Annotated in this window: 14 protein-coding genes and 1 tRNA gene; 9 read left to right on the top strand and 6 right to left on the bottom strand. The window is 58.7% G+C overall.

What is annotated here, in order from left to right:
* The first annotated feature begins 3 nt into the window (after positions 1-3).
* From AAAX34_RS06205 to folB, 6 genes are all read left to right on the top strand, one after another.
* A tRNA-Val gene (locus tag AAAX34_RS06205) sits at positions 4-78 on the top strand.
* Positions 79-757: 679 nt separating this feature from the next.
* Positions 758-2,980: an anaerobic ribonucleoside-triphosphate reductase gene (nrdD, locus tag AAAX34_RS06200; protein ID WP_349110449.1), complete on the top strand. Its 2,223-nt coding sequence runs from the start codon at positions 758-760 to the stop codon at positions 2,978-2,980.
* Between the two features lie 426 nt (positions 2,981-3,406).
* Entirely contained in the window at positions 3,407-3,988 is a 582-nt protein-coding gene (gene nrdG / locus AAAX34_RS06195) for an anaerobic ribonucleoside-triphosphate reductase activating protein (RefSeq protein WP_196022653.1), read from the top strand.
* A 66-nt stretch (positions 3,989-4,054) separates the two neighbouring features.
* Positions 4,055-4,612 carry a GTP cyclohydrolase I FolE gene (folE, locus tag AAAX34_RS06190; protein ID WP_349110447.1) on the top strand — a complete coding sequence of 186 codons (558 nt, stop codon included), beginning with the start codon at positions 4,055-4,057 and terminating at the stop codon, positions 4,610-4,612.
* Position 4,613: 1 nt separating this feature from the next.
* Positions 4,614-5,195 carry an HD domain-containing protein gene (locus tag AAAX34_RS06185; protein WP_175406008.1) on the top strand — a complete coding sequence of 194 codons (582 nt, stop codon included), beginning with the start codon at positions 4,614-4,616 and terminating at the stop codon, positions 5,193-5,195.
* A gap of 43 nt (positions 5,196-5,238) precedes the next feature.
* Positions 5,239-5,724, top strand: a complete 486-nt coding sequence (gene folB / locus AAAX34_RS06180; RefSeq protein WP_349110446.1) for a dihydroneopterin aldolase — start codon at positions 5,239-5,241, stop codon at positions 5,722-5,724.
* Positions 5,725-5,730: 6 nt separating this feature from the next.
* On the opposite strand, the gene AAAX34_RS06175 is transcribed toward folB, so the two are convergent.
* Together AAAX34_RS06175 and AAAX34_RS06170 are read right to left on the bottom strand one after the other, a co-directional pair.
* On the bottom strand, positions 5,731-6,507 hold the full coding sequence (locus AAAX34_RS06175) for a SprT family zinc-dependent metalloprotease (RefSeq protein WP_349110444.1): 777 nt from the start codon (positions 6,505-6,507) through the stop codon (positions 5,731-5,733).
* 74 nt (positions 6,508-6,581) lie between these two features.
* The gene (locus AAAX34_RS06170; RefSeq protein WP_117640822.1) at positions 6,582-7,595 is read right to left on the bottom strand and encodes a membrane dipeptidase; all 1,014 of its coding nucleotides are present in this window, start codon (positions 7,593-7,595) and stop codon (positions 6,582-6,584) included.
* 120 nt (positions 7,596-7,715) lie between these two features.
* Here AAAX34_RS06170 and AAAX34_RS06165 point away from each other — a divergent pair, with 120 nt between their 5' ends.
* From AAAX34_RS06165 to AAAX34_RS06155, 3 genes are all read left to right on the top strand, one after another.
* Positions 7,716-8,144, top strand: a complete 429-nt coding sequence (locus AAAX34_RS06165) for a peptidylprolyl isomerase (RefSeq protein ID WP_055286916.1) — start codon at positions 7,716-7,718, stop codon at positions 8,142-8,144.
* Positions 8,145-8,147: 3 nt separating this feature from the next.
* Entirely contained in the window at positions 8,148-8,726 is a 579-nt protein-coding gene (locus tag AAAX34_RS06160; RefSeq protein WP_349110442.1) for a hypothetical protein, read from the top strand.
* Positions 8,727-8,810: 84 nt separating this feature from the next.
* Positions 8,811-9,608: an HAD family hydrolase gene (locus AAAX34_RS06155; RefSeq protein ID WP_349110441.1), complete on the top strand. Its 798-nt coding sequence runs from the start codon at positions 8,811-8,813 to the stop codon at positions 9,606-9,608.
* A 23-nt stretch (positions 9,609-9,631) separates the two neighbouring features.
* On the opposite strand, the gene AAAX34_RS06150 is transcribed toward AAAX34_RS06155, so the two are convergent.
* The 4 genes from AAAX34_RS06150 to rnhA all read right to left on the bottom strand — a co-directional run bounded on the left by AAAX34_RS06150 (position 9,632) and on the right by rnhA (position 12,203).
* Positions 9,632-10,012, bottom strand: coding sequence for a transcriptional repressor (locus AAAX34_RS06150; protein WP_349110439.1), 381 nt, complete (start codon positions 10,010-10,012; stop codon positions 9,632-9,634).
* Between the two features lie 61 nt (positions 10,013-10,073).
* On the bottom strand, positions 10,074-10,484 hold the full coding sequence (locus AAAX34_RS06145) for an acylphosphatase (RefSeq protein WP_347478599.1): 411 nt from the start codon (positions 10,482-10,484) through the stop codon (positions 10,074-10,076).
* A 2-nt stretch (positions 10,485-10,486) separates the two neighbouring features.
* On the bottom strand, positions 10,487-11,593 hold the full coding sequence (locus tag AAAX34_RS06140) for a Gfo/Idh/MocA family oxidoreductase (protein ID WP_349110438.1): 1,107 nt from the start codon (positions 11,591-11,593) through the stop codon (positions 10,487-10,489).
* Between the two features lie 73 nt (positions 11,594-11,666).
* The gene (rnhA, locus tag AAAX34_RS06135) at positions 11,667-12,203 is read right to left on the bottom strand and encodes a ribonuclease HI (protein ID WP_117776457.1); all 537 of its coding nucleotides are present in this window, start codon (positions 12,201-12,203) and stop codon (positions 11,667-11,669) included.
* Positions 12,204-12,213 lie beyond the last annotated feature (10 nt).

Here is a 12,213-nt window from a genome sequence, read left to right as displayed (position 1 = left end):
TTTGGGCGTTTAGCTCAGGGGGAGAGCGCTTCCCTGACACGGAAGAGGTCAGAAGTTCAAATCTTCTAACGCCCACCAAATGTTCGCAGCTCAGAGGCTATGTCCTCTGGGCTGTTTTGTTTTACCATAAAACGCACCACAAAATAGACCACCAAAATTCGACTTTTTTGATCTTCCGGGATGCTTCTCAGTAGTCATCCGAGGAAACTCTCATCTTCTCCGTTTGCATGCATATATCTTTCAAGGATTCGTACCGCGGTTGCATGAGGCTTGGCAAGGCACGACCGCAACATGTTGGTCAAGCATAATCTTTTGGATTCTTTTGGCGTGAGCGGCTTGGTTTTGGTAGGATTTGTCAGCGGCTTGACTAAGGGGGTTTTATAACTGCCATGCAGGTAGCCGTGTTGGTAACGTTTTACCGACTTGTCAAGAACCCCTCATAATTAATGCGTCTGCAAAATGACTAATTGCTTTGACCTGCTGAAACACTATATGTTGTGTTTGACCTAAAAAAAGAATACAGGATATAGATGCCTCTTTGTCGTATGATAGATGGCGGACAGAGAACGAGGACCTTATTCGCCCCATTTGGATGGATCTTCGAGCCCCTTGATTGGCTGCGAGGATTGTCCGCATGAGGGCCTATGGTTTTCGAAAACACAGATTGCGCGACGGCGCCGCAAGACAGGGGCAAGCCCTGCCGGGCATCGTTTGGCTCTGAAGCGCAATACGATTTCGACGCGAAAGGGGCAAGAGGATGAAGATCATCAAGCGCAGCGGCACCGAGGTTGTCTTTGACATCGATAAGATTGTCAATGCCATCCGCGCCGCAAACTTGGAGGTCGAGGAGAGCTCTCGTCTTACCGACCGCCAGGTGGTTTACGCGGCACAAAACGTCGCCGAGGCATGCGAGAACGCGGGCCACACCGTGTCGGTCGAGGAGATTCAGGATCTGGTCGAGGACGAGATTATGCGTCTCGACTGCTACGAGGTCGCTCGCCATTACATCATCTATCGCTATGTTCAGAGCCTGAAGCGCCAGAAGAACACGACCGACGACAAGATTCTGTCGCTGATTGAGTGCAACAACGAAGAGGTCAAGCAGGAGAACTCCAACAAGAACCCGACCGTCAATTCCGTTCAGCGTGACTACATGGCCGGCGAGATCTCCAAGGACCTGACCCAGCGTGTGCTGCTGCCCCAGGAGATTGTGGATGCTCACAATGAGGGTCTGATTCACTTCCATGATTCGGACTACTTTGCCCAGCACATGCATAACTGCGACCTGGTGAACCTGGAGGATATGCTCCAGAACGGTACTGTTATTTCGGGCACGCTGATCGAGAAGCCGCACAGCTTCTCGACTGCCTGCAACATCGCGACGCAGATCATCGCTCAGGTTGCTTCCTCCCAGTACGGTGGCCAGTCGATTTCGCTGACCCATCTTGCCCCGTTCGTCGAGGTGAGCCGTCAAAAGATTCGCGGCGAGGTCGCCCGCGAGCTCGAGGAGCTCGGCGTTTCCGCATCTCCCGAAAAGGTCCGCGAGGTTGTTGAGGACCGCCTGCGTGACGAGATCCGCCGCGGCGTTCAGACGATTCAGTATCAGGTCGTGACCCTTATGACCACGAATGGCCAGGCGCCGTTCGTGACGGTCTTTATGTATCTCAATGAGGCCCGTACGCCCCAGGAGAAGCACGACCTTGCCATGATTGTGGAGGAGACGCTTCGTCAGCGCTATGAGGGCGTTAAGAACGAAGCCGGCGTGTGGATCACCCCGGCGTTCCCCAAGCTCATCTATGTACTCGAGGACGATAACGTTCACGAGGATTCCCCGTACTTCTACCTGACTCAGCTGGCTGCGAAGTGCACCGCCAAGCGCATGGTGCCCGACTACATCTCCGAGAAGAAGATGCGCGAGCTCAAGCTGTCGAAGGGCGAGACCGCGGGCAACGGCGACTGCTATACCTGCATGGGTTGCCGCAGCTTCCTGACGCCCGACCGCTCCGGTAACGGATTTAACAACGTGGCCAACGCGCTGAACTATGACCCGAACAAGCCCAAGTACTACGGTCGCTTTAACCAGGGCGTTGTGACTATCAACCTGCCCGATGTCGCGCTGAGCTCGCATCAGGACATGGATAAGTTCTGGAAGATCTTCGACGAGCGCCTTGAGCTGTGCCACCGCGCCCTGCTGTGCCGTCATGAGCGTCTGATGGGTACGCTTTCGGATGCCGCACCGATTCTTTGGCAGTACGGTGCCCTCGCCCGCCTGAAGAAGGGCGAGACGATCGACAAGCTGCTCGTGGGCGGTTACTCCACCATTAGTCTGGGTTATGCCGGCCTGTATGAGTGCGTCAAGTACATGACGGGCCACAGCCACACCGAGAAGGAGGGCACGCCCTTTGCCATGGCCGTCATGCAGCGCATGAACGACAAGTGCGCGGAGTGGAAGGCCGAAAGCGATATTGACTTCTCGCTGTACGGTACCCCGCTTGAGTCGACGAGCTACAAGTTCGCCAAGTGCCTGCAGCGTCGTTTTGGCATCATCCCGGGCGTGACGGACAAGGGCTACATCACCAATAGCTACCACGTCCACGTGTCCGAGGAGATCGACGCATTCGACAAGCTCAAGTTCGAGGGTATGTTCCAGCAGCTTTCGCCGGGCGGTGCCATCTCCTACGTCGAGGTTCCCAACATGCAGGACAACCTCAAGGCTGTCATTCGCGTGATGCAGTACATCTACGACAACATCATGTACGCCGAGCTCAACACCAAGAGCGATTATTGCCAGGTGTGCGGTTACGACGGCGAGATCAAGATTGTCGAGGATGACGGCAAACTGGTGTGGGAGTGCCCCAATTGCGGCAATCGTGACCAGGAGAAGATGAACGTCGCCCGTCGCACGTGCGGTTACATCGGTACCCAGTTCTGGAACCAGGGTCGAACCGAGGAGATCCGCGACCGCGTGCTGCATCTCTAATAACCATCCCAGGCCGCCCCGTAGCGAGGCCCCGGACCTTTACTCGCTATTTCGGACAGTCCTGGCTCACGACGGAGGCGCCACTGGCGCCTCCTGTTCGTGCGGAACTCATATCGAGCAAAGGTCCGGGGCCTCGCTACGGGGCGGCCAAGTTGACGTAGCTGAGATGCAGCATGAGGCCTGCTCACTCCTCGAAGTTCTTAGCGGAAATAATTCGAGCTGCAGCTGCGATTTACTTGCGATGGCGGTTGAGCTGCAACAAAGTTTTTATTGGACCTCGAACCCTATACTCGATGTTCGCTTCGTTCATTGAGTTACCCTTTGCATGAGGCCGGGACATATCGTCCCGCCCGCAGTTTCGCAGGCCGAAGGCCGAGAATGTTTGAGGACGGGATGATATGTCCCGGCCTCCCGGGAGAGTTACCTATGAACTACGCGAACATTAAGTATTTCGACATTGCTGATGGGGAAGGCGTTCGTACTTCTCTGTTTGTGAGCGGGTGCCGTCGCGGGTGCAAGAATTGCTTTAACTCCGTCGCGTGGGACTTTGCCGCGGGTGAAACGTTCGATCGTGCCGTCGAGGACAAGATTATCGAGAGCCTCGACCATCCCTTTATCGATGGCCTGACGATTCTGGGCGGCGAGCCTATGGAGCCCGAGAATCAGGTGGGGCTTGTTGACTTTATCGAACGCGTGCGTGCGGCCTATCCCGCGGGGTCGGGCAAGACCATTTGGTGCTTTACCGGCGACGTGCTCGAGGAGCTTATGCCGGGTGGCCGTCATCATACCGAGGTGACGAACCGTATCCTGGCCTGCCTCGACATGTTGGTGGACGGCCCGTTTGTTCAGGATCTGTACGATATCTCATTGCGTTTTAGAGGCTCGAGTAACCAGCGTGTGATCGATATGAACGCTACGCGCGACCGTGCTGAGCGCGAGGGTGTTGCGCTTTGTGATGCGGTTGAACTTTGGCGGGACGATCCAGTCTATTCGACCCATACTATGTAGCTTGTGGCCGATGCCAAAGGGCGTGGTACCATAGCGCGAACGTGAAATCGGAAAAGTGAGGCCCAGATGGTCGATCAGGAAAAAGTCGAGGCCGCCATTAAGCTTTTGCTTGAGGGCATAGGCGAGGACCCAACTCGTGAGGGCCTGCTGGAGACCCCGGCGCGCGTTGCCCGTATGTATGGTGAGATCGCCGGTGGTATGGACCAGAGTGCCGAGGAGCACCTGTCCAAAACCTTTGCCGTCGCTTCGAACGATTTGGTTATCGAGCGCGACATCACGTTTTACTCGCTGTGCGAGCATCATCTGCTGCCGTTTTATGGCAAGGCTGCGATCGGCTATATCCCTAACGGTCGCGTGGCGGGTCTGTCTAAGCTCGCTCGCACGGTTGAAGTCTATGCCCGTCGTCTGCAGCTGCAGGAGCAGCTGTGTGCGCAGGTTGCCGACGCCCTCATGGATTATCTCGCCCCCCAGGGAGCGATTGTGCTCATGGAGGCTGAGCATATGTGCATGACCATGCGCGGCGTGCAAAAGCCCGGCACCAAGACCGTGACGCTCGCTCGCCACGGCGTCTTTGAGACCGATCCGTCGCTCGAGGAGCGGTTCTTTAGGATGCTGGGCCGTTAGCATGAGGGTCGTCAACGACTTTACATCGAAGACCGATGAGGGGACGCCGCGTCGCGGCTTCATGGCTTCGGGCCTGGCCCCCTTTGATGCCATGCCTCGCATTGATTACATTTGTGCCAACGGGCTGTTTCGGCGGCACCTGGGCAACATTGCGCAGTTGGAATCGGGGCGCATCTTCTGCCGCCACGGTATTGACCATCTGCTCGATGTCGCTCGCATTATGTGGATCAAGAATCTCGAGGAACAGCTCGAATTTGACCGCGAGGTCATCTACGCCACGGCACTTCTTCACGATATCGGCAAAGATGAACAGTATGAATCGGGTATATCCCATGATGTTGCAAGCGAACGCGTCGCTGATGCGATTCTCGGCGGCATGCCCGATGATGTGGCGTTTGAGCCGGCCGATGCCGCAGCCATTAAGACGGCCATTCTGGGCCATCGAAAGCTGCGCGTGAACAGCCAACCGCTTGAGCGTCTGCTCTATGCGGCCGATAAAGCGTCGCGCGCCTGCTTTGCATGCCCCGCGCGCAATGCTTGCAACTGGAGCGATGATAAAAAGAACCTGTCGATTCGCGTGTAGTTAGTTTGCGCGGTCGGGGTTCTAAACGAAGGAGACGATCGCGATGAGCAATAAGAAACTGCCCGAGAATGCAACCAAGACTGAAGGTGCCGAGCTCGCCCGCCGTGGAAGGGGCGAAATATCCACCGCAACGGCGGTACCCCACGTGAGCTATGACGATCTGCGCCATGCCGACCGCATCACCGTTGAAGGTCTTGAGGTTTTTGCTAACCACGGCGTATATCCCGAAGAGAACGCGCTGGGCCAGAAGTTCATCGTGTCCCTGGTGCTCTATGCCGACCTGCGTGCAGCGGGGGAGCACGATAACCTGGACGCCTCGATTGACTACGGCTCGGTATGCCACGATGTCGATGGCTATCTGCGCGAGCATACGTTTAAGCTCATCGAGGCTGCAGCCGAGGGTGTGGTCCAGATGCTGCTGCGTCGTTACCCCCTGCTGCTTGGCGTGCACGTTAAGCTCGATAAGCCTTGGGCGCCCGTCGGTCTTCCCCTGGCAAGCTGCGGTGTCGAGATCGAGCGCGTGCGCTAACCGACTCTAGAGCTCGTTGGCGGGCGGTTTTTTGAGCCGCTGCGACAGAGCCCTGTTGTTGGGGCAGTACGTGTCGAGCAGCGCGTGAAACCGCTGATTGTGGCTTGGCTCGAGCAAGTGGACGAGCTCGTGGGCGACAACCATGTCGAGGCATTCGACGGGGTAGGCGGCAAGTTCTCGTGCGATGCGAACGGCGCCGGATTTGGGCGTGCAGGAGCCCCAACGCGTTTTCATGCTGCGTACGGAAACGCGGGAAACGGCGACACCCATTGCGATTTCGTATGCGTGCACAATATCGCGCAGTGCCGATGTGACCTCGGACGTATAGAGCTGGTCAATATGGGCTTGGATCTCACTGGGCGTTAAGCCGTCGAGGGCTGTGCGCTGCTTTGCCTGCGTGCACCCACTTGGCTCGTCGGTACCCATAAAACTTGCGAAGGTAGCCTGCTTGGGCCGCGGTGCGGGTGGCTCAAAGTTGTGGTCGAGTGCATCCTGAACGGTGATGGGTTTGCCCCAAAGCGCAATGATGGACGAGGGACTGAGCGGCTCTCGCGCCGTCGCCTGACGTTGCTCGCGCTGGGCAAGTCGGCTGATAATCCAGGCGCTGTTGCGCTTCACAAACGCTTCGATACGCTCGCGGGTGGCGCCGAGCGGTGCGCTGGCGTGGACCTCACCGCTCGATGTGACGCGTAGGTTGAAGTTCTTGACGCGCTTTTTGGTAACGACGACGGGGATGGGCGTCCCATCCGGTCGGGATGCGGAAATCGTAAACTGCTGCGTCAAAAGCGGTCCTTCAGATTGGGGACGGGCCGGCATGTCGACCGTTCGGCATGCCGGCCCGCTCAAGGGATGTGAAATTAATAACGCTCAAAGAAGGCAAGCGCGTTGTCGCTGCAGAGCTTCTGCATCACGGTCTTGCCAAAGTGCTTGGAGAGCATGTTCTGGAACTCGGGCATCTTGCTGGCATCGGAGAGGAAGGCGGGCACCGTGGCACCGTCCCAGTCGCCGCCGAGCGCGATGACGTCCTCGCCGCCCAGGTCGAGCCAGTGCTCGATATGTGCCGCTAGCTGGTCGAAGGTGACGTCTGCGGCGGTCTTGTCGGTTGCGTCGTTGGAAAGGAACTCGCTGCAGTAGTTGAGGCCGACGATACCGCCCATGTCGCGAATGGTGCGGAACTGGTCGTCGGTAAGGTTGCGTTTGACGCCGCAAACCGCACGGGAGTTGGAGTGGCTGGCGACGAAGGGACGTGTGGCGTGGGCGACAACCTCGTCAAAGCACTCATCGTTGAGGTGGGAGACGTCAAGCACCATGCCGGCGTGCTCCATCTGCGTAAGTGCCTCGATGCCGGCGGCGGTGAGGCCGGCGTGGGTATCGTGTCCGCTCGCGAGCGGTCCCTGCGCATTCCAGCTGAGCGATGACATGAGTACGCCCAAGCTCTTGAGCACCTCGATCAGCGCGGGGTCCTCGGCAAAGAACGTGGCGTTTTCGATGGTGTGGATGCAGGCGACCTTGCCGTCTTTGAGCGCGGGGCGAATGTCTGCCGCGCTGCGTACGTTGACCATGCGGTCGTGGTTGAGCATTGCCTGGCCGCTCATATGCGCCATGATCTGCGCCTGGAAGCGCGCGGCGTGGGCGGTGGGAATCTCATCGGGGACAAACGTGGCGAAGCACTGTGCCCACGGCGTGTTGCCGATCTTTGCGAGCGAGATGGCGCAGGCGTTGCCCTCGATGAGGTCGAAATCTTGCGGATGCGTTTCGTCGCCGGGGAAATAACCGTCGGTGCCGGCGGTAAAGCGCAGGTCGAGATCGAGCGTGGCCCAGCCGATTCGGTCGGCGGTGTCGCAGTGTAGGTCAAATACGGGATATGCCATGGTTCCTCCGGTTGCAGCGTTTCTTTGCAAACTGTCATTGAATTGTATGACTAGGGTATAGTTAGCGCCATATGTTCACGGCGGCCCGCGTTGTGCGCCGCCCTTATCACGGAGGTTACCATGTCCAACCAGGGCAAGAAGGTCAAGACCCATTATCGCGGCACGCTCGATGACGGCACGCAGTTCGATAGCTCCTACGATCGCGGCGAGCCGCTGGAGTTCACCTGCGGCGCCGGTCAGATGATCAAGGGCTTCGACGCCGCTGTTGTCGACATGCAGGTGGGCGAGAAGAAGACCGTGCACATCCCGGCTGCCGATGCCTACGGCGAGCACAATCCCGAGATGGTTATTACCTTCCCGGCCGAACAGGTTCCCAACATCGAGCAGATCGAGAAGGGCATGAAGCTTTTCCTGTCCACGCCGAGCGGTATGCCCGTCCCCGCCGTGGTCATCGACGTTACGCCCGAGGCCGTGACGCTCGACGCCAACCACGAGCTGGCCGGCAAGGACCTCAACTTTGATATCGAGCTCGTCGAGGTCGAGGGTTAGAGTATGCCCGAGCGCTTGGTTTCGACGACATGCTTGGGAAATCTCAACGATCCGTCCTATGAACTCCTGCTCCGCCGGAATTTGGGCGGCGTCTTTGAAGTTGACGAGCTACTGCTCGATTGGGACCAGGCTGACACGCGCGCGTTTGTGGGTGTGACGGAGCTGGGGCGCACGGTCGATGTTCGGCTGGATGCTGCCGACGGCGGTCGTCTTACCGACGGCGACGTGCTCGCCATCGACCGTTCGGGCATGGTGCCCGTGGCGGTTGTCGTGCGCCTGCGCAGTGCCGAGGTTTATTTGGTCGAAGTCGACCGCATGGACCCGATTGCGCTCGCGCATGCGTGCTGGGAGATCGGCAATATGCACGCGCCGCTTTTCCGAGGCGATTCGGACGAGTATACCGTGCGCATGTATATGCCGGTGCAGCCTGTTTTGGGCCGCATGCTCCGGGGCGTCGAGGGCGTTCGGCTCTCGGTGGTTACCCGTGAACTCGATGCGGACCGGCGCTTTGCGTCGAGTGCGGCGGATGCCGTTGTGAGTATGGCTCCCGACTTTACGATCGTAAAAAAGGCGCGCGGTTAACGTGCGTATGAGTAAGACGGACTTTGAGAGGCAGCTATTCAAAGTCCGTCTTTCTGTTGATGAGATGCTGTGGGGGGAAAGCATATGGGTCTTGAAGGAATCAAGCTGATTGCATGCGATTTGGACGGCACGTTGCTGCATCCGGGGGAGCGCGAGCCGCGTTCCGAGGCCTTTGAGCTCATCGATGAGCTGCATCGTCGCGGTATCGTGTTTATGCCGGCGAGCGGTCGCCAATATGCGAGCTTGCGTTACCTCTTTGCGCCGGTGGCAGACGAGCTCGCCTATGTATGCGAAAACGGTGCCCTGGTCATGAGCGAGGGTCGCGCCGTCGTCAAGCGCTCCGTGGAGCGTAGTCTTGCTATGGATATCGCGAATGCCGTGGTTGCGTATCCCCATGCCGACGTGACCCTTTCGTGTGAGGGACACCTCTACACCATGAGCGGCAACGATGCGTTCGTCGACCATTTGCGCCATGAGGTCCACTGCGATGTGGCGGTGGTCGACCGCCCCGAGGACATCGACGAGGACGTCATTAAGATTGCCTTCCAGACGCCCGAGGTGAATCAGCCGGCGGCCCTGGAGTATTTCGAGCACCTCTTTAGCGACCGTGTTGACGTGATGACGTCGGGAACCGAATGGACGGACTTTATCGGCTTTGATTCGGGTAAGGGTTCCGCGCTTGCCGATTACGGTCGTGCCCTGGGTATTTCGCCCGATGAGATGATGGCGTTTGGCGACAATGAGAACGATCGCGATATGCTCAACGTCGTGGGCCATCCCTATCTGATGGAGAGCTGCAACCCCACCATGCGCGACATCAACGACCGCGTCCGTTACGTGCGCACGGTCGAAGAAGAACTGCGCCGTCTGCTCGCCGAGTAGGTTTTCGCGACATACCTAGAAATCTACCTACAGTCGGGGCAGAGACCCTCGAAGATGGTGTAGTGCGACGTGACGTGCCAGCCGATTTGCTCGGACGCCTTGGCGTCGAGCTGGGCATCGAAGGGGAGCGGTACGTCGATGACGCGGCTGCACGAGCTGCAGATGATATGCGCATGCGGCTCGATCGTGCGATCGAAGCGGCTGCCGCCCGGCGTCTTGATGGAGAGAATCTCGCCGGCGTCGGCCAAGAGATTGAGATTGCGGTAGACTGTACCGCGGCTGATTTTGTCATCCTGCGCGCGCACGACGTTGTAGATTTCGTCGGCGGTGGGATGGTTATAGCTTTGGCGCACGGCGTCAAGAACCAGCTTTCGCTGCCTGGTATTCCTTCTTTGCACCGCCATGCGCCTCGCCTCTTTTCTATTAACGGTCGTAGGTAAATGATACCGTATTTAGCACACAATACTAATAATGAGGACTGAAACCGTCTTCATTGGCAAGTGGGGCTCGGGCCTGGGCGTCTACGAGGCGAAAACGCGTTCCCATGCGCTCGTAGGAGGCATGAAGCGCCTCGAGATGAGATAGGATGTTTGCCGGAGCTCCCTGTATCTCCATCTCGACTGAGCCGTCTTCCATATTACGCACCCAGCCGGTGAGGGAGCGTGCCTGCGCGAGGTTGGTGGTGGTAAAGCGAAAACCAACGCCTTGGACTTGCCCCGCCCAGCGCAGGAAATAGCGCAGGGGAGTGTCTTGAGTGGCCTCGTCGCTTGCGAGCACAGTAAGTCTGCGGCGCAGCTCGAGCTCGACGTTTGATGGTTTTTGGGGTTCTCGACTGCCGCCGGTGACGCTGGAGAAGAACGTATCGAAGAGACCCATCGCTATGCCTGCTTGCCTGCGTCGGCCGGGAAGGTAATGCCGGCCTGCTGGCGCACGGCATCCATGATGCGCAGTGAGACGAGCGTGGCATCGCGGTAGTGGCCAAGCTCGTGGCGTCCCGCCGGGGTCTCCCAAATCTCTTCCTTAACGTTATCGATGCCGCCGATGGCGGTGATAAAGTCTGTGAGTTCGTATTCCATAGTGTTGCTCGATTTGGGCAGGTCGAGCACGCGGCCGTTCTCGCCCTGTTCGCGCGGTGCCTCGGTCGCCGAGCCGCGTACGACGTCGCCGCGATAGTCGATGCGGACGTTGCGGGGCGTGGACAGATGGTCGATCTGGATAGTGCCACGCTCGCCTTCGATCTGCGAGGGCAGCAGGTCATTCGTAATTTTGGAGTGCGCGAGCTCGACGGAGATACGGCCACCGCCGTAACTGGCGAGGATGGAACCGCAGCCATCGATGGGGCCGTGTGTGAGCTGTCGCGTGGTGGGATCGAGCAGAGTGGTCATGCTCGTAAGGCCGGAGGGCATGCCAAAGATCTCGACCATGGGCTCGACGGTATAGACGCCAATGTCCATGAGGGAACCCGATGCCATATTGCAGTCGAAGATATTGGTGGCGCGCCCCGCGAGAACCTCGTTGTAGCGCGAAGAATACTTGCCAAAGCGCAGTGAGGCGCGACGAATGGGCGCAATCTCGCCCAGGGCGTCCTCGACGGCGTGGAAAGCGGGGTCATGGAGCGGGCGCATGGCCTCGAGGGCCACGACACCTGCTGCCTCGGCAGCGCGGAAGACTTCCAGCGCCTGCGCTTCGGTGGCGCAGAAGGGTTTCTCGACGATGACATGCTTGCCACCGGCGATGCAGGCAAGGGCCTGCTCGTGGTGAAGTGCGTTAGGGCTGCCGATATAGACGGCGTCGACGTCGACGGCGGACGCAAGCTCGTCAAGTGCGGTGAAGTTACGCTCGCCGCCGTGTTCGGCGGTAAAGGCGGCGCCGCGCTCGGCATCGCGCGAGAGCGTGCCCACAAACGCGGCTTGGTCGTTGGCGTTGACGACTTGGATAAAGTCGTCGGTGATCATGGATGTGCCGATGGTCGCGATGCGCAGCATACGTCCCCCTTGCGTTGTTTGGTCTACAGGATGAGTGTAGCGCGTGGGGATATAAAGCTGCGCGAAAACGCTATTACAGGTCGCTCTCGTTAAAGCCGGTGTCGATATCGAGGTTGCTGCCGTCGGCCGCCGTGGTGGCGAGCTCATCGCAGCGCTCGTTGAGCTCGTGGCCGGCGTGGCCCTTAACCCAGATGAACTCCACCTTATGCTTGCTCTTTGCGGCAAGCAGGCGCTCCCACAGGTCACGGTTCTTAACGGGCTGCTTGTTGGCAGTTTTCCACCCGCGCTTTTTCCAGCCGTCGATCCAGTGCTTATTGAAAGCATTGACGACGTACTGCGAATCGGAATGGACCTCGACCTCGCAGGGGCGGTTGAGCGCCTCGAGCGCCACGATGACCGCCATGAGTTCCATGCGGTTGTTGGTGGTCTTGGCGTAGCCGCGTGAAAGCTCGGAGGTGAAGGTCTTGCCGGCGGGGTTGGTGTATTTGAGTACGGCGCCGTAGCCGCCGCGTCCCGGATTTGATCGGGCCGAGCCGTCGGTATAGATGATGACCTTCACGGGCTTCCTTTCGTTGGGTACGTTTCGTGTGAGTGACCATTGTAGCGCCATGCCCGCCGGG

It is taken from the genome of Collinsella sp. CLA-ER-H4 (genome assembly GCF_040092395.1).
Lineage (GTDB): Bacteria > Actinomycetota > Coriobacteriia > Coriobacteriales > Coriobacteriaceae > Collinsella.
The sequence above is the reverse complement of the archived record's forward strand: the minus strand, read 5'-3'. Positions and strand labels throughout refer to the sequence as shown.